At 45.8% G+C, this 24,527-nt stretch carries 15 protein-coding genes and 1 pseudogene; 9 read left to right on the plus strand and 7 right to left on the minus strand.

The genetic code is table 11. From position 1 onward, the window contains the following. Nucleotides 1-137 precede the first annotated feature (137 nt). From QUA16_RS05030 to QUA16_RS05045, 4 genes are all read left to right on the plus strand, one after another. Nucleotides 138-1,874, plus strand: a complete 1,737-nt coding sequence (locus tag QUA16_RS05030; protein WP_333102114.1) for an ABC transporter permease subunit — start codon at nucleotides 138-140, stop codon at nucleotides 1,872-1,874. 193 nt (nucleotides 1,875-2,067) lie between these two features. Next, nucleotides 2,068-3,465: a magnesium transporter gene (gene mgtE, locus QUA16_RS05035; RefSeq protein WP_333102113.1), complete on the plus strand. Its 1,398-nt coding sequence runs from the start codon at nucleotides 2,068-2,070 to the stop codon at nucleotides 3,463-3,465. A 127-nt stretch (nucleotides 3,466-3,592) separates the two neighbouring features. Next, nucleotides 3,593-4,513: a hypothetical protein gene (locus QUA16_RS05040; protein ID WP_333102112.1), complete on the plus strand. Its 921-nt coding sequence runs from the start codon at nucleotides 3,593-3,595 to the stop codon at nucleotides 4,511-4,513. A gap of 282 nt (nucleotides 4,514-4,795) precedes the next feature. Continuing rightward, nucleotides 4,796-6,067, plus strand: coding sequence for a transposase (locus QUA16_RS05045; RefSeq protein ID WP_333102110.1), 1,272 nt, complete (start codon nucleotides 4,796-4,798; stop codon nucleotides 6,065-6,067). Between the two features lie 598 nt (nucleotides 6,068-6,665). Here QUA16_RS05045 and QUA16_RS05050 read toward each other — a convergent pair. Then, nucleotides 6,666-7,184 (minus strand): hypothetical protein, encoded by a 519-nt coding sequence (locus QUA16_RS05050; RefSeq protein WP_333102109.1) that lies wholly within the window; start codon nucleotides 7,182-7,184, stop codon nucleotides 6,666-6,668. 20 nt (nucleotides 7,185-7,204) lie between these two features. Continuing rightward, nucleotides 7,205-8,287, minus strand: coding sequence for a ParM/StbA family protein (locus QUA16_RS05055; RefSeq protein WP_333041971.1), 1,083 nt, complete (start codon nucleotides 8,285-8,287; stop codon nucleotides 7,205-7,207). Between the two features lie 404 nt (nucleotides 8,288-8,691). Between QUA16_RS05055 and ftsH2 the strand changes: the two genes are divergently transcribed. From ftsH2 to QUA16_RS05080, 5 genes are all read left to right on the plus strand, one after another. Further along, a complete protein-coding gene (gene ftsH2 / locus QUA16_RS05060; RefSeq protein ID WP_006633417.1) occupies nucleotides 8,692-10,578 on the plus strand; it encodes an ATP-dependent zinc metalloprotease FtsH2 in 1,887 nt (628 codons plus the stop codon). A gap of 158 nt (nucleotides 10,579-10,736) precedes the next feature. Continuing rightward, complete coding sequence (locus QUA16_RS05065) at nucleotides 10,737-11,126, plus strand: hypothetical protein (RefSeq protein ID WP_333181037.1); 390 nt, start codon at nucleotides 10,737-10,739, stop codon at nucleotides 11,124-11,126. A 240-nt stretch (nucleotides 11,127-11,366) separates the two neighbouring features. Next, complete coding sequence (locus tag QUA16_RS05070; RefSeq protein ID WP_333102107.1) at nucleotides 11,367-12,656, plus strand: aminopeptidase P N-terminal domain-containing protein; 1,290 nt, start codon at nucleotides 11,367-11,369, stop codon at nucleotides 12,654-12,656. A 255-nt stretch (nucleotides 12,657-12,911) separates the two neighbouring features. Beyond that, nucleotides 12,912-15,839: a PAS domain S-box protein gene (locus QUA16_RS05075; protein WP_333102106.1), complete on the plus strand. Its 2,928-nt coding sequence runs from the start codon at nucleotides 12,912-12,914 to the stop codon at nucleotides 15,837-15,839. Nucleotides 15,840-15,845: 6 nt separating this feature from the next. After that, entirely contained in the window at nucleotides 15,846-17,075 is a 1,230-nt protein-coding gene (locus tag QUA16_RS05080) for an ATP-binding protein (protein WP_333102105.1), read from the plus strand. Between the two features lie 15 nt (nucleotides 17,076-17,090). On the opposite strand, the gene QUA16_RS05085 is transcribed toward QUA16_RS05080, so the two are convergent. The 5 genes and pseudogenes from QUA16_RS05085 to QUA16_RS05105 all read right to left on the minus strand — a co-directional run. After that, nucleotides 17,091-17,672: an HAD family hydrolase gene (locus QUA16_RS05085; protein WP_333102104.1), complete on the minus strand. Its 582-nt coding sequence runs from the start codon at nucleotides 17,670-17,672 to the stop codon at nucleotides 17,091-17,093. Between the two features lie 292 nt (nucleotides 17,673-17,964). After that, on the minus strand, nucleotides 17,965-19,089 hold the full coding sequence (locus QUA16_RS05090) for an ATP-binding protein (RefSeq protein ID WP_333102103.1): 1,125 nt from the start codon (nucleotides 19,087-19,089) through the stop codon (nucleotides 17,965-17,967). Continuing rightward, on the minus strand, nucleotides 19,086-21,359 hold the full coding sequence (locus tag QUA16_RS05095) for a WD40 repeat domain-containing protein (protein WP_333102102.1): 2,274 nt from the start codon (nucleotides 21,357-21,359) through the stop codon (nucleotides 19,086-19,088). Before QUA16_RS05095 ends, QUA16_RS05090 begins: the two co-directional genes overlap by 4 nt. A 1-nt stretch (nucleotide 21,360) precedes the next feature. Then, complete coding sequence (locus QUA16_RS05100; RefSeq protein WP_333102101.1) at nucleotides 21,361-23,610, minus strand: hypothetical protein; 2,250 nt, start codon at nucleotides 23,608-23,610, stop codon at nucleotides 21,361-21,363. Between the two features lies 1 nt (nucleotide 23,611). Continuing rightward, a pseudogene (locus QUA16_RS05105) lies at nucleotides 23,612-24,527 on the minus strand (WD40 repeat domain-containing protein); the annotation flags it as partial.

Here is a 24,527-nt window from a genome sequence, read left to right on the forward strand (position 1 = left end):
AACCAATAACCAATAACCAATAACCAATAACCAATAACCAATAACCAATAACCAATAACCAATAACCAATAACCAATGCGCGATACCCCATGCCCCATGCCCGATGCCCGATGCCCCATTCCCAATAACTAATTATTATGACAAGACCCTTAACACCGGCCAATAAAACTTTAGAAAGGTCAGCTTGGACTTGGCAAGACGGTTTGCTGATTCTAGCCATCTTCTCTCTAATTTTGGTAATTGTCCAAACAGCTTCTCAATTCAGCAGTGACTACAACCCTAATTTCAAAATTGAGACGACCCTCAATGTCTTGCCAGCATATACAGCCCAGAGTCTCTTACGCATGGTAGCCGCGTATTTTTTATCGCTACTGTTTACCCTAGTTTATGCTTATTCTGCTTACCGTTTTCCCCTAGCAGCGAAAATTTTAATTCCCTTGTTAGACATTTTGCAGTCGATTCCTGTTTTATCTTTTTTGCCGGGAGTGGTTTTAGCGCTAGTTACTTTATTTCCCGGTCAAAGAATCGGCGTAGAACTCGCATCGATTATCTTAATATTTACGGGAATGACTTGGAATATGACCTTTAGTTTCTATCAGTCGCTGTCCGGGATTCCGCGAGAACTTAAGGAAGCTGCTCAAGTTTATCGGCTGAATGCTTGGCAGCAGTTCTGGACGTTAGAATTGCCCGCTGGTGCGATCGGACTGGTGTGGAACAGCGTCATGTCAGTGGCGGGCGGCTGGTTCTTTTTGATTGCGATCGAATCTTTTACCTTGGGGGAGAAAAACTTTAATTTGCCCGGACTCGGTTCCTATTTGGGCAAGGCAGCCAATGAAGGTAATTTTGGAGCGATCGGCTGGGGTTTAGCAGTTTTAATTGGGGTGATTATAGCCATAGATTTTTTCATCTGGCAGCCTTTGATTGCGTGGGTAGAAAAGTTTAAATATCAAGCGGTGGAAGCTACGAATGTACCGCAGTCAAAGGTGTTAGATTTTTTAAGGCGATCGGCCACGCTGCGGGTTTTTAACTCGCGTATTTCGCCGCTAGCCGACAGTTTTGATCGCGGTTTGGCTAGAGCTTTTGCACCAGTTAATTTACCAACAAATCCCCGACAAAAAAGCCGCATCCGAAATTGGATAAATTGGATATTTGTTAGTGGGTTTGCCGTCATTGTGCTTTGGGGAACTTGGGAAGCAGTGCTGCTGCTGCGGTTGCTGAATTTGTCTGACTGGCAAAAAGTCATGACAGGTGCAGTTTTCACAGCTTTGCGGGTCATTTGCGCGCTATTTTTATCGCTGTTGTGGACAGTGCCGGTCGGAGTGGCGATCGGTCGAAATCCACGTTTAGCTCAAATTTTGCAGCCATTAGTACAAATAGCAGCTTCTGTACCGGCAACCGCTTTATTTCCCGTATTGCTACTAGCTTTAATTCACGCTGGAGGCGGCTTGCAAATTGGTTCTGTGGCGCTGATGATGTTGGGGACAATGTGGTATTTGCTGTTTAACGTTATTGCCGGTGCTCAATCGATACCTTCCGAGTTGTTTGAAGCAGCACAAGTTTACAAACTATCCCTAATCCAGCGCTGGCAGACTTTGATTTTACCGGGAATTTTCCCATACTTGATAACAGGAATTATTACCGCCGTTGGCGGTGCTTGGAATGCAAGTATTGTCAGCGAGTACGTGCAGTTTAAAGGTCAAATTGTTACTACAGAGGGTTTGGGAGAAACTATTTCTCAGGCTACGGCATCTGGGAATTTTCCTTTGCTGTTGGCTGCTACTTCTGTGATGTCGTTGTTGGTTGTATTGACTAACCGTTTGGTGTGGCGGCCACTTTACCGTTTGGCACAAGAAAAATATCAATTGTTGGTTTAAGTAAATCAATATAAAAAACCCCATACCAAAAAAAACGGTTGCGAGAATACATCTTGGTTTGGTGGTGAAGCCTCCACTAAGAAACTGGGTTGCTAACCCCGCCGGTATAAATCGTATCGCTGTAACCAGTGGCGTCAATAGGCTCTAAACTGGATTCAGGAAGGCGCGCAGCACAGGTTTAGGAGGGTCATCAGTGACAGAAAAAAGTTATCAATCGTCTTCTCTACCCACCTACGCGCGAAAGGAACTGCGGGAATTAGTTCGATCGCAGTTAAGGGCCCTGTTGGAAGAAGGAGACTTTAAAGGAGCAAAAGCGATTTTGCACCCGGTGCAGGAAGCAGACATAGCTGAAGCTATCGAAGGCCTGCCAGAAACCATGCAAGTAATAGCTTTCCGCTTGCTTTCCAAAGACGAAGCAATCGCAGTCTACGAATATCTCGACTCCAGCGTTCAGCAGTCCCTCTGCGAAAAATTTAAACGCCAAGAAGTCATTGACATTGTAGATAAAATGTCCCCGGACGATCGAGCTAAACTGTTTGACGAACTGCCGGCAATATTAGTCCGTCGCCTGTTGGGTGAATTGAGCCCGACGGAACGGGAAGCTACGGCTCAACTTTTGGGTTACGAAGCCAGTACCGCCGGTCGGATTATGACCCCGGAATACATTTCTCTGAAAGAAAGCTTTACCGTCGCCCAAGCTTTAGACCGAATTCGCTCTTTGGCTAAAACTACCGAAACAATTTATTCTCTTTACGTCACCGACGCCGGACGCAGCTTGACAGGTATTTTATCTCTGCGGGATTTAGTCACTTCCCCCCTCGACAAAACTGTCGGCGAAATTATGACCCGCGAGGTAGTTTCTGTTCAAACTGACACGGATCAAGAAGAAGTAGCTAGGCTGATCCAGCGTTACGATTTTTTAGCTGTGCCCGTTGTAGACCGCGAACAGCGTCTGGTCGGCATCATTACAGTTGACGACGCGATCGACATTTTAGAACAAGAAGCAGCCAAAGATATTTATACCTTGGGCGGCGTCCAGTCCGGCGGCGACAATTATTTTCAGACCGATTTAATCACTGTTGCCCGGAAAAGGGTCGTGTGGCTGTTTGTTCTGCTTTTAACTAATACTGTCACCGGCGCAATTATTCGAGCTCAAGAAGATATTTTGCACCAAGTAGTCGCCCTAGCAGCCTTTATTCCGTTGCTGACTGGCACTGGAGGCAATGTCGGAGCTCAGTCCTCAACTGTTGTAATTCGCGGTTTGAACACTGACGAAATTACAGCAATGGGCCCGTTTCAGGTAATTGTTCGCGAGGGGATGGCGGGAGCGCTGCTAGGAGCTATATTGGGGACTGTAGCCACGGGCTGGGCTTATACTCTGCAAGGGAGTTTAGCAGTGGCACTCGCGGTGGGAGTGAGTTTGTTTGCGATCGCAATTTTAGCTTCTATTGCCGGTTCAGCTCTGCCGTTTCTATTTCGTTCTTTGGGTTTAGACCCCGCTTTAATGTCTGCTCCTTTTATTACCACCGCAGTTGATGTCCTTGGGGTCTTGATTTATTTCACTTTAGCTCGACTAATTTTGCAGATTTAATATATTTAAGTAGATTGGCATCAATAAAAAAACCATAGTAATTTTAAATTCGGTGATGTACAGCCTCCCAATGACTGATGACCAATGACCAATGCCCAATGCCCAATTCCCAATTCCCAATTAAGCTATGTCATCATCCAATTCACCAACCAAAATCCAAAATCCCAAGTCGAGCAATTGGTTAGAAACTGCTGAAGTGGTTTTTATTGCTGCCTCTGCTGTGGGCTTGGCTGCTAGTTTGGTTTGGGGGCAGAGCGTTTATGCTCAAGTGCCTGTAGTGATTTCGTTGGTGTTGAATTTTGTGAACCGCCAGAAGCTGCACAGGCAAGTAAAAGCAAGTACGGCTGCCACGTTCGATCGCGTAAATCAACAAGCAGCTACTACCGATCAGGCGATCGAGCAATTGCAACTTGCTGTAAATGCTTTAGACGAAGCTCTTTCTCAAACATCTCGCGAAAATCTCAATGTTGGGGCTGGAGAAAATGTACACTCTCTAATTTCAGCAATTGAGAACCTGCGCCAGCGACTAATAATTTTAGAAAAAACTATTAAAATGATTCAAAGCGAGATCGAACTCACCAGCCGCCAATTCAAACAGCGGCCGGAGTTGCAACAAGTCGAAACTTTGACAACAATAATTCTGGACTTGCAGCAGTTTATCAACGAACTGCCACAGTGGGGCAATTTGCAGCAGCGCCAGCTAACAGAACTTCAGCAAAAAGTAGACAATGCTTTGGCTGAGCTCTCAGAAGAAATTGCTGCGATTCCCAACCGCGTGCAAGAAGCAGTGGGCGATCGCAATTCTCAAGCAGAGAGTTCTGCCGAGCGAAATAAGGCCGCTCGACCTAAAACCTACGATGTTGAGAAAATTCGCCAGAAGTATCCCAGAGCTTATGTCAAGTGGAGTCGGGAAGAAGATGAGAAGTTGAAGAATGAATATGCTAGCGGTCAACCAATTGGTGAATTAGCAAAGAAATTTCAGCGACAGCCTAGTGCGATTCGTTCGCGCTTACAAAAATTAGCCGAAACAGCAGAAGCCCCACACTGAATTTAGAGGGGGATTTATCGAGGCGTAGCCGAGTACCCCCAATAAATCAGTGTGGGATGAATGCGCGACTGACGTAGGTACGTAGTCAGTCAGTAAATGTAAGGGACAGTCGATCAATCCACGCCTCTACCATCTGGGTGATAGTTTTCTCTCTTGCCTCCGCGACTGTTCTCAGTTTATTGAGACGCTTCTCAGATAACCGGATGTGCAAATTCTTGTCTTTCATGTCGTGTTGTCAATGCGAACACGATCATGTTAACATAACTTTCAAGGAGGGTAGATATGAGAACAGCTTATCAGTACAAGTTACGTCCAACAAAACAACAGGTCATTGAGCTAGACAGATGGCTATCCATGCTATGCTCTCAGTACAATTATCTGTTGGCTGACAGATTTAATTGGTACGAACAAAACCGTTCTCCTGTTAACGCTTGCCCTCTCGTCTGCCACCTACCTGAACTGCGAGACAATCCTGATTATTATTCGCAAAAGAAAACGTTACCTCAACTCAAGAAAACGCATCCTTGGTATAGCGAGATATATTCGCAAGTCCTTCAAGATGTAGTTAAGCGAGTTAAGATAACATTTGACCGTTTCTTGAAAGGTGACAGCAACGGGAAACGTAGCGGGAAACCTCGTTTCAAGGCTCGCAATCGCTATCGCACCTTTACGTATCCACAGGTGAAAGAGGGTTGCTTACAGGGCAACTCGATCAACTTGCCAATGTTTGGGAAAGTTAAAGTTGTATTGCATCGCCCTATCCCTGATGGATTCAAAATTAAAACCGCATCTGTCACCAAGAAAGCTGATGGTTACTACCTTACACTCTCCCTGGAAGACAAGACAGTTCCAGAGATTAAACCAGACTTTAATCCTCGTTCGATAACAGGTATTGATGTAGGACTGAAGGAGTTTTTGACAACCTCTGAGGGCGAAACAGTCGTTATTCCCCAGTATTACCGTAAAGAGCAAAAACGCTTACGGGTAATTCAAAAGCGAGTTTCACGTCGCAAGAAAGGCAGCAAGCGAAGGCAGAAATCGGTCAAGCAACTAGGGAAGTGTCACAAAAAAGTAGCTGACAAACGCAAAGATTTTCACTTCAAGACAGCTAATTGGCTGTTGTCAAAATATGACGTAATCGCGCACGAGGATTTAAACGTCAAAGGGCTAGCTCGTACAAGATTAGCTAAATCTGTGTTGGACGCTGGGTGGTCAAGCTTTCTGTCAATACTTGCAAATAAAGCCTCAAATGCTGGTTTGTTGGTTGTCCCAGTAAGCGCCCATAATACTTCACAAGATTGCTCTAATTGCGGAGAGAAAGTACCAAAAAAGCTGCATATTCGCTGGCATGATTGCCATTATTGTGGGTGTAGTCTTGACCGCGATCATAATGCGGCACTTGTCATCAAAAATAGAGCGGTGGGGCAACCCGTTCTTAAAGCTCAGTTAATGTCCTATGCAATAGCAGGAGTCGCTGAGAAGCCTACACCAATGGTGACAGCTTGTGTTGGTGTAGGAGTTGTCACGATTAATCGAATAATGGGAATGGTATAGACAAAAATGAATAAATCTAAAATCTAAAATCTAAAATCGGCAATAACAAAGCGATCGCCCTTTTTTTTCAAAAGAGCGATCGCTTTGTGTCTGTATTCAGTACCGGCTGCCAACAGCGCGCCACTAACATTACATCTCAAGGCTTTTTAGCCTTGGTCTACCGATACTTTTTTGCTAACATTTGCTAACAAATACATAAGTTGAGAGCTGATCTCTAACCTTGCGCGTATCAACCGATGCCCGTAGAAATTTCTACAAGCACTTATATTCTTGCCTTCAGCTTGGTTATCGCTTACAGCCCCACGCCAATCTGATTATTTGCTTTGATAGTGTAGAGGCAACTTATTTATATAGCGGTTGCGTACTACCAAGGTTTTTCACCTAAATCAGAGTGGCTAAATTCATTCTAAGCTGTCGCGCATTTAAATTGTATATTCAGGGCGGGCGGGACGCCCAACCCCTACTCCCCACAAGACTTTAATTTTTTTTGACAGACAACTTAAATGCCGCAACAGCTTATATGATATAAAGATCTCTGGCAAATGTAAGTGATTGTTAGCAAATGTCAGAAAAAGTCTTACTGTTAATCTACCTCATTTTAGAAATCTTGGGGTAACAAAGAACTTAAACGCTCCAACAAAGGATCGGAATCCCGAGGAGGAGCAACTTCAGCATCAGACACTACATTATCATCCGCCACAGATTCAGATTCAATGGGGCCAGGCTCTACTACTTTTGAAACTGGGGCAAAAGAAACTTGAGCAAACTTACTGTTAACACTCCCCTGCAATTGATCCAACTGCGCGCTGAGTTGATTCAGGTGATGTTCCAGTCCCTCCAAACGGCTTAATTCCTCTGCCGAAACATTGTGCTCAAACTCAGCAAATTTTACCACAAGTTCAGCAATACGCTGTTCCAACCGCTGAAAGCTCTGTGTAGAACTCGCAGACTCAGATACAGACAAAAACTGCCACAAAGCTTGCTTGCAGAGATTGCTGAAAGTCTGATACTTCGTGAAAGCCAACTCTTTTTCAATAGCGGCCAGCAAAGTTTGATCCGCAGCATCTTCCGTAAACGCCACCGAGAAATTCGCCTTATTTTTTGCCCACAGTGCCATAGGGTTCAAGCCTTAATGCGTTACTTTATCGTGGCTAGCTGAGCCTCAGCATAAATAAACTGTCCCAAAGCATTAGCTTTCCGGGAAGGCTGAGCCAAGTGAGCCTTAAGATTGGCGTCTTTAAGCAAAGGTTGCAAAACCTCCCAGAAAAACTCGCCGCCACCGCCAGTCAGAACCACATCCGTCACACGTTCGGGCAGCCACTGCACCAAACGTTCGGACAGTTCGTTAGCGAAAGCCTCCCGCAAGTCCTTAATAATCGGATCCAAATTAGTCGGCTTAGTCGCTCCTCTGGGACGGTAAAAACGCTGGCCCTCGGGTTTATTCACTGCTTCCAGTAAAGACAGAGATTGAGGGTCTGCTCCCGGAATCTTTGAGGCAACTTGTTCGTAGAACTTGTTCATTGCGAAGGAATCGCTCTTAGAAGCCGCCCGGGCGAACCGGAAACGATCGACCATTAACAAATCCGTAGTTTGGTGTCCGATATCAACAACAGCCACCGACAGTTCCGGCAACTCCGGCGTAAACTCCTTGTTATCTTGAGCCTCGCACCAAATCAGGCTGCCGAACCCTTCGGGCATCACCCAAACGTGACTGATGTTAATATCCACACGCTCGCCCCGGTACACCACCACGTGGGGAGAGCGCAGTTGGCTGATAATCTCTTCCTTTTCCTTCTCAAACTGATCCTGCGAATAAAACGGCAAACCCAGCACAACTGCTATTTCGCCTTTCATCTGGAAATATCCAGCACAGGAAAAGACCTTAACCAAAGCATCTACTACTTTCGACTGGTCAGCGCCACCGAGATTAGCGCCAAAATCTGCCGCCAATTGACCGATCGCGTAGCCCTTGCCCTGGTACTCCAGCCACATATCCAACAGAGGGTCTGTTGCTTTGGACTCAAAGCTGCCGCCCCGCACCTTTTCCACGGGCATAGTAGCCACGTTGGCCGGGATGAAAACAACGCTACTAGGGTTGCGACTCACGCAAGCTTTAGTTGCCGTCCGACCCAAATCAGCACTAATAATCGATTTGTTAGAAGCGACTTTAGTCTGCTGGGTCAGCATAGCCGAATTAGGAACAAGCTGTCTAGTTGTCATTGAAATGTGTTACCTCACTGAGCCTCACCATTATCATGCCTTATCCCTTGACACTGCCACGCTTAAAGACAGTGGGTTTTGCGGCGATTCTTCTAACTCTACCTAGATCGGTATCGAAATCAGCACCAAACATTATATTCGGGACGATCGCCCTTAATAGATTTTAGATTTTAGATTTTAGATTTTAGATTTTAGAGGCGACAACAGGGGCCGCGGTCCGGGGGCTTGTACCCTGGATGGTTTCGGTCGAGGAGTATTCTCGATCGATCGCGGCAATACGGCCTGTTGCCTGAGAGTGCATTGTTAAGTTAAATTTAGTTAAGATTCTGAGTGTAAACTTTTGTCGCACTTCTCCGACACCGCGATCTTACCCGATCTGTCCCCAATTCAAGGCATCCTCATTTATGAAAATTTCTTGGCGAACTATACTACTTTGGACTTTACCCGCCTTAGTCATCGGCTTTTTCTTGTGGCAGGGAGCCTTTGCCCCATCCCCGGCAGAAATGAGCAAGAACACCGCCAGCACCCGCCTAAGCTACGGTCGATTCTTAGATTACTTAAACGCCGGTCGAGTGACCAGCGTTGACCTTTACGACGGAGGCCGGACGGCTATTGTCCTAGCAGTCGATCCCGAACTGGACAATCACGAGCAGCGGTGGCGGGTAGACTTGCCCTCAAATGCCCCGGAACTGGTTTCTAGGCTCAGAGACTCCAAAATCAGCTTCGACACCCACCCACTACGCAACGACGGTGCTGTCTGGGGACTTTTAGGCAATCTAGTATTTCCCCTGTTGTTAGTAGGAGGCCTGTTTTTCCTCTTCCGCCGCGGTGGCAACGTGCCAGGGGGCCCTGGCCAAGCCATGAACTTTGGCAAATCCAAAGCTCGCTTTCAAATGGAAGCTAAAACAGGCGTACTGTTCGACGACGTAGCAGGCGTTGAGGAAGCCAAAGAAGAACTACAAGAAGTAGTGACATTCCTCAAAAAACCCGAACGCTTCACCGCAGTCGGGGCAAAGATTCCCAAAGGCGTGCTGCTAGTTGGCCCTCCCGGAACCGGTAAAACCCTGCTGGCAAAAGCGATCGCAGGCGAAGCCGGCGTGCCTTTCTTCAGCATCTCCGGTTCGGAATTTGTGGAAATGTTCGTCGGTGTCGGCGCTTCCCGCGTTCGGGACTTGTTCAAGAAAGCTAAAGAAAATGCTCCTTGCATCATCTTTATTGATGAAATCGATGCAGTGGGCCGCCAGCGTGGCGCCGGTATCGGTGGCGGTAACGACGAACGGGAACAAACCCTGAACCAGTTGCTGACCGAAATGGACGGTTTTGAGGGCAATACTGGCATTATCATCATTGCTGCCACGAACCGCCCCGACGTGCTCGACTCAGCGCTGCTGCGTCCGGGACGTTTTGACCGCCAAGTTAGCGTAGATACGCCGGATATCAAAGGCCGCTTGGAAATTTTGGAAGTTCACGCGCGCAACAAGAAGCTGTCTGCGGAAATTTCTTTGGACGCCATCGCCCGCCGTACTCCTGGTTTTACCGGCGCTGATTTGGCTAACTTGCTCAACGAAGCTGCGATTTTAACCGCCCGCCGCCGCAAAGAAGCGATTACGATGCTCGAAGTTGACGATGCAGTCGATCGCGTGGTAGCAGGTATGGAAGGCACTCCCTTGGTGGACAGCAAGAGCAAGCGCTTGATTGCATACCACGAAATCGGCCACGCGATCGTCGGTACAATCATTCAAGCCCACGATCCAGTTCAAAAAGTTACCTTAGTTCCTCGCGGACAGGCCCGCGGCTTGACTTGGTTCATGCCCAGCGAAGACCAAGGTTTGATTTCTCGATCGCAAATTTTAGCCCGGATTAGCGGTGCTTTGGGTGGCCGCGCAGCCGAAGAAGTAGTTTTCGGCGATGCCGAAGTAACCACCGGTGCCGGCAACGACTTGCAGCAAGTCAGCGGTATGGCACGCCAAATGGTGACTCGCTACGGGATGTCTACCTTGGGCCCGATCGCCCTGGAAGCCCAGCAAAGCGAAATTTTCCTTGGCCGCGACTACACAGCGCGATCGGAATATTCCGAAGAAATAGCCTCTCGGATTGACGGACAAGTTCGATCGATTGTCGATCACTGCTACGACGACGCCCGCCGAATTATTCGCGAAAATCGCACCGTAATCGATCGCTTAGTCGATTTGTTGATCGAAAAAGAAACCATCGACGGCGAAGAGTTGCGCCTAATTGTCTCTGAATACACTTTTGTTCCTGAAAAAGAACAATACGTTCCTCAGCTTTAAAAAGAAGAGTGAATATTGAGGAGGGCGAATAGAATTCGCTGCTACACAAACAAAGTCCGCCTGCGCGGACTGAAGAAATTCAACCCGCGCAGGCGGGTTTTGTCTGTGTAGCAGCGGTTTCAACCGCCGAGTCAAAAGAAACTTCTTCCTCCTGCTATATGATTAAGAGTTCATCGATTTGTTTGATAGTAATTTCAACATTAATTTTTGGCATTAATTTGAGCGCCCGCGCCGAAAAATTAAGATGTTTTGTAGATATTTGCATCGACTCCAGCAGCGTTGAATTAAGCAAATCCGATATTCCCGGTGCTCCCTCTTATCCAGTCAGAACTATTTTAGTAACTCAACAGTTTAGTAACGAGAAATTGTTGGCGCAAATGGAAGTTGACTGCAAGCAACGACAGTTGAGAACTGTCAGAGTTAGCCAAGATGGCGAAAATTGGTCGAATTTCGATCCGAGATGGACTTTAGTCGATCGCAACTCATCTTTGTCTGGGCTGGTTGACTATACTTGTAAATTGGCGATCGCAGAACAAGAGAATAAATAAGTATAGCCTTTCTCAGTAATATGACGTGTACGCTTGATAAGCGGGCATAGGGCATAGGGCATAGGGCATAGGGCATACCTCACCAAGATTGAGAACTGCTGTAACCCAGAAAAAAAACAGAGCACCTATATCTTCAACCCTTGCCTTGCGGGTGCAAGTCTGACAGCGCTTGAAACCGCTGAGTGTTAATATTACACTCAATCTAAAATCTAAAATCTAAAATCTAAAATCTAAAATCGGATGACAAACCCCAGCGAATACCGGCAAAGACGCGAACAATTAATGGCAAAAATTGGCAGCGGGACGGCGATATTTCGCAGCGCGCCCGCTGCCGTCATGCACAACGATGTAGAATATGCCTACCGACAAGATAGCGATTTTTTCTACTTAACCGGTTTCAACGAAGCTGCGGCGGTAGCAGTGCTCGCGCCACACCATGAAGAACACAAATTTGTTTTGTTTGTGCAGCCAAAAGACTTGGAAAAAGAAACTTGGCACGGTTATCGCGCCGGAGTAGAAGGCGCTAAGGAATTGTACGGCGCGGATGAAGCTTTCCCGATTAATGAACTTGCGGAAAAACTGCCGAAATATTTAGAAAAAGCCGATCGCATATACTATCACTTCGGGCGCGATCGTACTTTCGACCAAACAGTCCTCAATCACTGGCAGCGCTTGATGGCAACCTACCCAAAACGCGGCACAGGCCCGACAGCAATAGAAGATTCCAACATCATTTTACACCCGATGCGGCTGGTGAAAAGCGAAACTGAATTAGCATTAATGCGAAAAGCCGCTAATATCTCAGTTGCCGCCCACAACCGTGCCCAAGAATTCGCTAAACCGGGCAGATACGAATATGAAATTCAAGCTGAAATAGAACATACTTTTGGCTTAAATGGCTGCACTCCCGCTTACCCTTCAATTGTTGCATCCGGTTACAATTCCTGCGTCCTCCACTACATCGAAAACAACCGCCAAATGCAGGAAAACGATTTGTTGCTAATAGATGCCGGTTGTGCTTGCGACTACTACAACGCCGATATTACTCGCACCTTTCCCGTCAGTGGCAAATTTACAGCCGAACAACAGATAATTTATGACTTAGTTTTGCAAGCACAATTGCAGGCAATTAGTCAAGTATCTCCGGGAAATCCTTACAGCAAAATTCATGAAACAGCAGTGCGCGTTTTGGTGGAAGGTTTAATGGATTTAAAACTTTTGGTGGGGGACATTGAAGAGATAATTAAAGAAGAGAAATACAAGCCATTTTATATGCACCGCACTGGTCATTGGCTGGGATTGGACGTGCACGATGTCGGCGTTTATCAGTACGGCGAAAATCCGCAAGTTTTGCAGGCAGGACAAGTGCTGACGGTGGAACCGGGGATTTATATTTCTCCTTATATTAAACCCGTTGAAGGACAGCCGGAGGTTCCTGAAAAATGGCGCGGTATTGGTGTGAGAATTGAAGATGATGTTTTGGTAACATTGGAAAGTCATGAAGTCTTGACGGCGGGAGTTCCTAAATAATTGTTGACTGTTGACTGTTGACTGTTGACTGTTTGAACAATACCGATGCAACCGGAAACGATTTATGTAGGGTGCGGATCTGTCCTATGGTTCAATGGAATTTGCTCCTTGACGGGTGGCGACGCACCTTAGTTACAACTTGATTGTGTGTACCGCATATAAATTGAATCTGCTGTAAGTTGGCAGTGCAGGCTTGAGCTTTGTTAGTATTAACTTGAAAAAGCTCAAGCCTTTACTGCTAAACCTAGAGCAATTATGTGTATTGATCCTACCAAGATCGATCGACCTCTGGAAACCTGCGAAGCATTAGTAGCAGAGCAAAAAGCAAAAATTCTGCAACTAGAAGAGGATTTGCAGCAGCAGAGAGAATTGTGCCAGAAATTAGAAGCACAACTCAAAGCAGTCGAGAATGCTGGCTTTTCGGGTTCGGCAACAGAATTTGATATCACCGAGGACGATCGTATTCAGTTAATCGCATCTCTGGAAAAAAGCCAGGAAATGTACCGAACTCTCATCAAACATTATCCGAATGGCTCGGTATTTTTGTTCGATCGCGATTTGCGCTATACTCTGGTTGACGGCCAAGGTTTGGCAGTAGTTGGTTTGTCCAAAGAACAGTTGGAAGGCAAAACATTGTGGGAAGTATCCCCACCTGAAGATTGGCAACTTTTTGAGACTACATATCGCGCTGCTTTGGCAGGAAAAGAGAATACTTTTGAATATAAATACGGCGATCGCGTTTATTTAACAACAATTGTTCCCGTCAAAAACGACCGGGAAGAAATTTTTGCCGGCATGGTAGTTACTCAAGATATCACCGAAAAAAAACAGGCCGAAATAGGGCTGCAAGAAATCAAAAATCAGCTAAAAATTAAATATCAAAAGCGCACTGAAGACTTAAAAACAGCCAACACTCAATTGCGGGAAGAAATTATCTCTCGCTGGCGCGCCGAAGAAGTTTTGCGGGAAAGCCAGGAACAGCTAGAATTGTTTTTTTCTCAATCTTTAGATGGTTTTTTATTTATGATGCTGGACGAACCAGTGCACTGGGACGATACAGTTGACAAAGAAAAAGTTTTGGATTATGTATTTGCTAACGGGCGGGTAACGAAGGCAAATGATGCTTTGATAGCTCAATACGGGGGTACTAGGGAACAGTTTATTGGTCGGACGCTTTACTCTTTCTTGTCTCACGACTTGACTGGTGGCAGAGAGATAATAAGGCAATTTTTTGATGCTGGCAGAATCCACATCGAAAATGATAATCGCACGTTTGACGGAGTTCCAGTTTGGATAGAAGGCGACTATATTTGCATTTACGATTCCCACGGCAGAATTGTGGGCTATTTTGGCGTACAGCGCGATATTAGCGATCGCAAAAAAGCAGAAGCAACCCTCAGAGATAGCGAAGAACGCTTTCGGGCAACCGTCGAACAAGCGGCAGTCGGTATTACCCACCCTGACGAAACAGGCCGCTATTTGCGAGTCAATCAAAAATTCTGCGAGATAGTCGGATATACTGCGACTGAACTGCTGTCGCGAACTTGGATGGACGTTACTTACCCAGAAGATATAGATGCAGATTTAGGACAAAACAAGAAATTATTTGCCGGGGAAATTGACAGTTTTAAAATGGAAAAACGCTTGCTGCACAAAGACGGCACTGTAGTTTGGGTAAATATTACAGTATCGCTAATCAAAGAACCGCTGAGCGGGGCAATTTACAATGTAGTAGTGACAGAAGATATTAGCGATCGCAAAAAAACAGAAGCAGCACTGAAAGAAAGCGAAGAAAGGTTCCGAGAGCTAGCAGAAAACATTGAAAGCGTGTTTTGGATGGTAAACGTTCAACCCCAAGAAATTATTTATATCAGTCCGGCTTACGAAAAGATTTGGGGCAGAAGCTGCGCTGATTTGTATGGTAACAGGGGATTTTTTGCAGATTCCATCCATCCAGAAGATCGCGAGCGCGTTATTGCTAATTTAACTAGACAAATTGAGTCTGAAGACGAGATAGAATATCGAATTGTCAGGCCGGACGGCAAAAGCCGCTGGATTCGCGATCGGGCTTTTCCGATTAGAAATCAATCTGGTAAAGTTTACCGCATCGTGGGCATTGCAGTAGATATTACCGCACGAAAACAGGCAGAAAAAACCATCCGCGAAAGTGAAGAACGCTTCCGCCAGCTAGCAGAAAATATCCAATATTCCGTCTGGCTAATGTCTGCGGAATTCACCGATTTATTATATCTGAGTCCAGCTTACGAACAAATCTGGGGGCGCAGTCGCGAAGAATTGTATGCCGATCCCTTAAAAATAATGGAGTGGGTGCATCCAGAAGATAAACACCTGTTGGAAGAGGCAATGGGGCGAGTGTTGCAAGGCGATTCCACTAATACCGAATATCGGATTTTTTTGCCAGACGGCACAATTCGCTGGGTGTGCGATCGAGCTTTTCCCATTTACGACGAATCGGGCAAAATGTACCGCATCGCCGGTATTTGCGAAGATATCAGCGATCGCAAATTTACCGATGCCCGCATCCAAGCAGCACTCCGCGAAAAAGAAGTATTGCTCAAAGAAATTCACCACCGAGTCAAAAATAATATGCAGGTAATTTCCAGCTTGCTGCAACTTCAAGCTCAATACATTGAAGACGAAGCGACGCTAACTTTATTTGAAGAAAGCCAGACCCGCATCCATTCAATGGCTTTGATTCATGAGCAACTGTATCAATCAGAAAATCTCGATCGCATCGCCCTGTCCCCCTACGTCGAAAATTTGGTTGCTAATTTGTATCAATCTTTTGGTTGTGGCAATACTTCCATCCAATTTAATCTCAAAATTGACCCTATTTATTTAAACATAGAAACAGCCATTCCGTGCGGTTTAATTATTAACGAACTTGTCTCTAACTCTTTAAAATATGCCTTTATCTCAAGTTTAGAGGGTGAAATATCTATTAATTTTCATGAAATAGATGACCACCAATTTCATTTAACTATTCAAGATAACGGTCGCGGATTTCCGGCGGATTTTGACGTAGAAACTACTGAAACATTAGGATTACGATTAGTAAGAATGTTGGCTTACCAGTTAGAAGCGAGTATTGCCATTGACAGTCAGTGTGGAACCTGCTACACTTTGATTTTCAAAGAGTTAAATTATCGGCAGCGCCTTTGACGACAAATGAACCCTCTAAAAATTTTGGTTGTAGAAGACGAAGTTATTGTAGCGCAAGACATAGCAGGCCGATTAAAAAAACTGGGATATGCAGTAACAGCTACAGTTTCTTCAGGAGAAGAAGCAATTCAAAAAGCGATAGAAAACCCGCCCGATTTAGTGTTGATGGATATCGTGCTTAAAGGTGAGATAGACGGGGTAACAGCGGCCGAAGAAATCCGAACTAATAGGAATGTGCCGACAGTATTTTTAACAGCTTATGCGGACGATCAAACGCTGCAAAGAGCGAAACTTACAGACCCATTCGGTTATATTATCAAACCATTTCAACAAAATGATTTGCGGGTGGCGATCGAGATTGCCCTGCACAGACACGAAATCGAAACCAAGATGCGAGAATCTCTCAAAGCCGCGGAAGCAGTCAGAGAGTCGGTGGAAGAAAAATCGCACCGCCAAAACCAGTATATTTCAATGGCAGCTCACGAATTGCGGAACCCGCTCAACGCGATTTTAATTTCTGCGGAACTTCTGGATCTTGATCGAACTCGCAGCAGTGACGAATCCCAAGTTAGAACCCTGCGGCTGGTGCACTCAGCTACCCAAAAGATGAACCAGCTAATCGACGATATGCTGTTCATGGGCAGAGCAGAATCAGGCCAACTCCAATGCAATCCATTACCGATAAATTTAATCGAATTTTGTCAAAACTTGCTCGATCAATTGCAGTTAGGAAATGAAGCAAAGCACAAACTAACATTAATCCCTTCAGATGTTACCAGCGCGATGTTAGATCAACAATTGCTACACGGCATTATTTCTAACTTAATCGTCAACGCCATCAAATATTCTCCCAACGGCGGGCAAGTCACCTTGGAACTGGAATGCCGTCCAGCAAGCGAAGGAGACAAAGAAGCTATTTTCGGCTTATCTCCTCAGTGTTTGTTTGCCACTTCCCAATTTACAAATATTAGCTCTCCCTTACTAATTATCCGCATCCGAGACGAAGGTATGGGCATCCCAGAAACGGAAGTAGGGAAAATATTTGAAATGTTTTACCGCTGCAAGAATACGGGGAAAATTAAAGGTAACGGTTTGGGATTAACAATTGTTAAAAAAGCTGTGGAATTGCAAGGAGGGGCGATCGCCTGCGAAAGCAAAATGGGCATGGGTACAACCTTCACAGTCGCGCTTCCTTACGTAGCACTTTCCTGTAAGACTCAACGAGAAAGAACTTAACTACCACTACAAACACTAATCAAAGTGTTGCAAAATCCACTCCACCGCCACGGCTAAATTTGCTGCAATAAAATCCGGTTTAGTATGGTGCTGATACTCCCCACTCAACACGCTTTCTCCGTAACCAGTCTGCACCAAAATACCAGTACAGCCGGCATTGTGAGCCATATCAACATCAGTCGCTTTATCCCCCACCATAAAACTATTTCGCAAATCTAAATCCTGTTCCCAAGCTGCCGCTACCAACATCCCTGTATTCGGTTTTCGCCACGTTGTATACCGCGTAAATTCTGGGTTGGTTCCGCCTTCGGCTGCGCTTAAATAAGGGCAGTAATAAAGAGCATCTAACTTAGCTCCTGCTTCATTTTCTAATAGCTGACAAAGGCGTTTGTGCAAAGCTTCTACGTGGCTAACCGGATAATAATCCCTCGCTGGGCCGGATTGATTGGAAACCAAACAGCAAAATATTTGTTTGTCATTTAAACGGCGTACAGCTTGGGCTACTCCGGGGATTAAATGTAAATCTTCTACTTTGTGGATGTAGCCGGCTTCGATATTGAGAACGCCATCTCTGTCAAGAAATACTGCTCGTTTCATTGTTGTATTGTTGCTTGAAAATTGGGTTTAGGGTGAGGATGCGGCAGTGTTCGTTGGTGTTAACTTAAGCCTAAAAACCTTTGTATCTATCGTTTATAGTCGAGTCTAGATCCCCCTAAATCCCCCTTAAGAAGGGGAGTAGGGGTTGACTTTGAGTGTTCCAGTCCTCCTCTTTTTCCGCTTGGGACTTTGACTACTCTTGTCCCCCCCTTATTAAGGGGGGTTAGGGGGGATCGGGAAGACTGGACAAGGAAGACTATAGGCTGGCACAGCGAAAATCTAGGTAGGCTCGTCATTCTAAAATAGATTGTTTCCCTAACCATTCGCGGAAACTATTATGATACAAACTATAGCAAATTTCTCCTCCAATTTCTTGTTTATTTAAGAACTCGATCCAATTGTCTAACGCTTTTTCAACATCGTATTCATCCTGATCAATTATATTGGCGATCGCACTTACAGACAAACTTGTTGTGGATTGTACCAAAACATTCAGCACAGACAACTCGATCGCCGATAAGCCATCACCTCTCATCCGCAGCCAGTGGTTTTGATAATACGCTGCTAAACCGGGAGGAAGTTCAGAGACAAGTGAGGACTCCCCCAGATTAGCATCGGGGTGTGAATTCTCGTTAATGGCAGGTAACATCTGACTCAGATACATGAAATTGTCTTCCCTGACAGTTGCGAGTTGTTGGCCCAATTCCGGTGCAGTTAAATCCGGTGCGGTTGATAGGTTTTGCTGAATGTAGTTCAGGGCATCTTCGCGATTTTGGGCGGGATAATCTCTTAAATCGAGGGTTTGAGAGGGCGTTTCAATTAACAAACCGGATTTCTCTCTTAAAAACGGGCGGCGGGCGAGGATAAAATAAGTACGATCGCCCAAATATCTCGGCAGATAAAACAGATTGGTGCTGGGAGGCTGACTGGTGCGGGCGATCGCGTCTAGAGAATCAATGACTATTATCAACTTTTGGCGAGAGTCTAATTTATCGCTAATTTGCTGAAGCAACAAAGACAGAAACCAACTCCCCTCATGGGATTCGAGATTTTGAAGTTGAGATCTTAGCTTGACAATTTCTGATGTTTCCCCATTGGCGGCAAGGTATTTGTCAATCAGTTGAGTGCAGACAGAAGCGAGAAAATCTTCAGCTCGATTTTTGCCTTCAACTCCAGCGTTGTAATAGATACTGCGTGGATGGGCGGTGACATATTGGGCGAGGATGGAACTTTTGCCGCAGCCGGGAGTGCCGACTATTGTGAAATAACCGCGGCTGTGGGAGGCTAGAAAGTCGGAAATGGCAGAAAAAACAAACTTGCGCCCGACAAAATTCTCGCTTTTTTCTAGCAGGAGTTGCTGAAATTCCTTTGGGTAAGAATCGGTAGAGATGGGAGTTGAGAGAGGTGAGGAATTCATGTTAGTGCCTCCACCCCTTCTAGGCGCAGGAAATATACGCGGCCGGATTCGTCGCCTGCGACAATTGTGAGTCCATCGGGGGCGATCGCGCAAGATGCGATCGAACTTTTACACGCGAAACTAGCAATGACATTATTTCCACTCGACAAATCCCAGACTTTGACGGTGTTGTCATCTGAACCAGAAATTGCTAGCTTCCCATCTTCCGTGACGGCTACTGTATTTACTGAGTAACTGTGACCTTCAAGAGTAAACTGTTCCTTTCCAGTGGTTAAATCCCAGACTTTGAGGGTTTTGTCATCTGAACCAGAAATTGCTAGCTTCCCATCTTCCGTGACAGCAACTGCATTTACTGAGTTGCTGTGACCCTCGAGAGTAAACTGTTGCTTTCCAGTGGTTAAATCCCAGACTTTAAGGGTGTTGTCTGCTGAACCAGAAATTGCCCGCTTGCCATCCTCCGTGACGGCTACTGCATTTACTGAATTGCTGTGATCTTTGAGAGTAAACTCTTCCTTTCGAGTTGTTAAATCCCAGACTTTTAGGGTTTTGTCTGCTGAACCAGAAATTGCCCGCTTGCCATTAGCAGTGACGGTTACTGCATTTACTGAGTTGCTGTGACCTTTGAGAGTAAACTGTTGCTTTCCGGTAGTAAAATCCCAGACTTTTAGGGTGTTATCCCACGAACCAGAAATTGCCCGCTTGCCATCAGCAGTGACAGCGACTGCATTTACCAAGGAGCCATAACCTTTGAGAGTAAATAGTTGCTTTCCGGTGATTAAATCCCAGACTTTCAGGGTGTTGTCTGCTGAAGCAGAAATTGCCTGCTTGCCATCAGCAGTTACTGCTACCGAATTTACCAAGTAGCTGTGACCTTTGAGAGTAGAGTGTTCGTTTCCCGTGGTTAAATCCCAGACTTTGAGGGTGGCGTCCCGTGAACCAGAAATTGCCCGCTTGCCATCAGCGGTGACAGCGACTGTATTTACCGAGTAACGGTGACCTTCGAGAGTAAATTCTTCTTTTCCAGTTATTAAATCCCAGACTTTGAGGGTGTTGTCGAAAGAACCAGAAATTGCCCGCTTGCCATCCGCAGTGATGGCAACTGCATATACTAAATCGCTATGACCTTTGAGAGTAAACAATTTCTTATTTACCGAGTAACTGTGACCTTCGAGAGTAAATTCTTCTTTTCCAGTGGTTAAATCCCAGACTTTGAGAGTATTGTCCTTTGAACCAGAAATTGCCAGCTTGCCATCCGCAGTGATGGCGACTGCATATACTGAATCGCTATGACCTTTGAGAGTAAATTCTTCTTTTCTCGTGGTTAAATTCCAGACTTTGAGGGTTTTGTCTGCTGAGCCAGACAATGCCCGCTTGCCATCCGCAGTGATGGCGACTGCACCTACCAAATAACTGTGACCTTCGAGAGTAAATTCTTCTTTTCCAGTGGTTAAATCCCAGACTTTGAGGGTTTTGTCGAAAGAACCAGAAATTGCTCGCTTGCCATCAGCAGTTACTGCTACTGCATATACAGGGTTGTTATGACCTTTGAGAGTAAATTCTTCTTTTTCCGTAGTTAAATTCCAGACTTTGAGTGTTTTGTCTGCTGAACCAGAAAGCGCCCGCTTGCCATCAGGAGTGACTGCTACCGCATTTATCAAGTGGCTGTGACCTTTGAGAGTAAACTGTTCATTTCCAGTGGTTAAATCCCAGACTTTGAGCGTGTTGTCTGCTGAACCGGAAATTACCCGCTTGCCATCAGCAGTGACGGCTACTGCATTTACTGAGTTGCTGTGACCTTCGAGGGTGCGTAGTAGTCCCCTGCGAGGGGGAGTTAAACAAGGTGTCAAAGGACGCAACCAAGATGATGCTTTCCACTGCTTGGCTACTTCCAGCATTGCCTGAATTTCGGGCATTTCAAAGTACAGTAAGCGCCCTAACAATTGTGCCGCTAGTTGGGTTTTATCTCGCTCCAAAATATCGGCTGACATCCACAGTACCCTTTGAATTAAGTCTAGGGATTTCGATTTTTCTGAGTTGTAATCTGAGTTAGTTACTGCTTCGGTATCGTCAAGCAAATTGAAATCATCAATCAGTGCCTGCACCCCAAACTCAGGATGCTGAATCTTTGCCATCAGAAAGTTAAAATCAGTCAGCTTTTGATAATACTTTTCTAAATTCCCTGACTTGACATGATTTGGCAGTAAGCTGCCCAGATAAGCACGTTGATAGGAAAGTGGTTGGGCAGCTAACTTGTTCGCAAATTCTCCCATCTCAGACCATCCCCTTTTCTAAATACTCAGCACTCCCTTCGAGTCGCAGGAAATATACGCGGCCGGATGCGTCGCCGACCACAATTGTTACTCCATCGGGTGCAATAGCGCAAGAGGCGATCGAACTTTCACCCGTGAAACTAGCAATGACATTTCCACTCGACAAATCCCAGACTTTGAGGGTTTTGTCATCTGAACCAGAAATCGCCCGTTTGCCGTCTGGGGTGATGGCTACTGCTTTTACCGAGTCGCTGTGACCTTTGAAAGTAAACTGTTCCTTTCGAGTTGTTAAATCCCAGACTTTAAGGGTTTTGTCCCAAGAACCAGAAATTGCCAGCTTGCCATCGGGGGTGACGGCAACTGCATTTACTGAGTAGCTGTGACCTTTGAGAGTAAACTGTTCCTTTCGAGTTGTTAAATCCCAGACTTTAAGGGTTTTGTCCCAGGAACCAGAAATTGCCCGCTTGCCATCGGGGGTGATGGCGACTGCATATACTGAGTCGCTATGACCAGTGAGAGTAAATTCTTCCTTTGCAATTGTTAAATCCCAGACTTTGAGGGTGTTGTCCCAGGAACCAGAAATTGCCCGCTTGCCATCGGGGGTGATGGCGACTGCATATACTGAGTTGCTGTGACCAGTGAGAGTAAATTCTTCCTTTGCAATTGTTAAATCCCAGACTTTGAGGGTTTTGTCTCTTGACCCAGAAATTACCCGCTTGCCATCCTCTGTGACAGCAACTGCATATACTGAGTCGCTGTGACCATTGAGAGTAAAGAGTTCCTTTCGAGTTGTTAAATCCCAGACTTTGAAGGTTTTGTCCCACGAACCAGAAATTGCCCGCTTGCCATCGGGGGTGACAGCAACTGCATTTACCAAGTCGCCGTGACCTTTGAGAGTAAACTCTTCCTTTTCAGTTGTTAAATCCCAGATTTTGAGGGTTTTGTCCGATGAACCAGAAATCGCCCGTTTGCCATCCTCCGTGACAGCAACTGCATTTACCAAGTCGCTGTGACCTTTGAGAGTAAACTCTTCCTTTCGAGTTGTTAAATCCCAGACTTTTAGGGTTTTATCCCACGAACCAGAAATCGCCCGCTTGCCATCAGCCGTGACGGCTACTGCATTTACCAAGTAGCTGTGAAATTTGAGAGTAAACTCTTCTTTTTCAGTTGTTAAATCCCAGACTTTGATGGTGTTGTCTCTTGAACCAGAAATCGCCCATTTGCCATCCTCTGTGACAGCCACTGCATTTACCAAGTCGCTGTGACCTTTGAGAGTAAAGAGTTCCTTTCGAGTTGTTAAATCCCAGACTTTTAGGGTTTTGTCCCAGGAACCAGAAATCGCCCGCTTGCCATCAGCCGTGACGGCTACTGCATTTACCAAGCCGCTGTGACCTTTGAAAGTAAAGAGTTCCTTTCGAGTCGTTAAATCCCAGACTTTGAGGCTGTTGTCTCTTGAACCAGAAATTGCACCCTTGCCATCAGCAGTGACGGCTAGTGCATATACTGAGTCGCTGTGACCATTGAGAGTAAAGAGTTCCTTTCGAGTTGTTAAATCCCAGACTTTTAGGGTTTTGTCCCAGGAACCAGAAATCGCCCGCTTGCCATCAGCCGTGACAGCAACTGCATTTACCCACTGGCTGTGACCATTGAGAGTAAAGAGTTCCTTTAGAGTTGTTAAATCCCAGACTTTTAGGGTGTTGTCCGATGAACCAGAAATTACCAGCTTGCCATCAGCAGTGACGGCTACTGCATTTACCGAGTGACTGTGACCTTCGAGGGTGCGTAGTAGTCCCCTTCCCCTGCGAGGCGGAGTTAAACAGGGTGTCAAAGGACGCAACCAAGGTGCTGATTTCCAGTGCTTTGCTACCTCCAGCATGGCCTGAATTTCTGGCATTTCAAAGTACAGTAAGTACCCTAACAATTGCCCTGCCAGTTGCGTCTTATCTCGCTCCCAAATATCGGCTGACATCCATAGTACCGCTTGAATTAAGTTCAGGGCTTTCGCTTTTTCTGGGTTGTACTCTGGGTGAGTTAATGCTTCTGAAGCGTCAACCAAATCGAAATCATCAATAAGTGCCTGTACCCCAAACTCAGGATGCTGAATCTTTGCTATCAGAAAGTTAAAATCAGTCAGTTTTTGATAATACTTTTCTAAATTCCCTGACTTGACATGATTTGGCAGTAAGCTGCCCAGATAAGCACGTTGATAGAAAAGTGGTTTGGTCGCTAACTTGTCAGCAAATTCTCCCATCTCACGCCATCTCCTTTTCTAAATATTCAGTAATCCCTTCTAGTCGCAGGAAATATACGCGGCCCGATGCGTCGCCTGCCACAATTGTGACTCCATCGGGTGCAATAGCGCAACAGGCGATCGAACTTTCACCCGTGAAACTGGCAATGACATTTCCCCTCGACAAATCCCAGACTTTGAGGGTGCTATCCCACGAACCAGAAATTGCCCGCTTCCCATCAGCAGTCGCGGCTACTGCTTTTACCAAATCGCTGTGACCAGTGAGAGTAAACTCTTCCTTTCGAGTAGTTAGATCCCATACTTTGATAGTGTTGTCATCTGAACCAGAAATTGCCCGCTTGCCATCAGCGGTGACGGCGACTGCTGTTACGAATTGGCCGTGAGCTTCGAGAGTAAACAGTTTCTTTCCTATTGTTAAATCCCAGACTTTGATTGTCTTGTCATATGAAACAGAAATTGCCCGCTTGCCATCAGCGGTGACGGCGACTGCTTTTATCCAGCCGCCGTGACCTTTTAAAGTAAACAGTTCCTTTCGAGTTGTTAAATCCCAGACTTTGAGGGTGTTGTCCGATGAACCAGAAATTGCCCGCTTGCCATCGGGGGTGATGGCGACTGCATTGATTGAGTTGGTATGACCTTTGAGAGTAAACTGTTCCTCTCCAGTTGTTAAATCCCAGACTTTGAGGGTGGTGTCTCTTGAACCAGAAATTGCCCGCTTGCCATCAGCAGTGACGGCTACTGCATGGACTAAGTAGCTGTGACCTGTGAGAGTAAAGAGTTCCTTTCGAGTTGTGAAATCCCAGACTTTGAGGGTTGTATCATCTGAACCAGAAATTGCTAGCTTGCCATCATCAGTGACAGCAACTGCATTGATCGAGCCGCTGTGGCTATTGAAAGTAAACAGTTCATTTCCAGTT

Origin of the sequence: Microcoleus sp. S13_C3 (genome assembly GCF_036700905.1) — a bacterium.
Lineage (GTDB): Bacteria > Cyanobacteriota > Cyanobacteriia > Cyanobacteriales > Microcoleaceae > Microcoleus.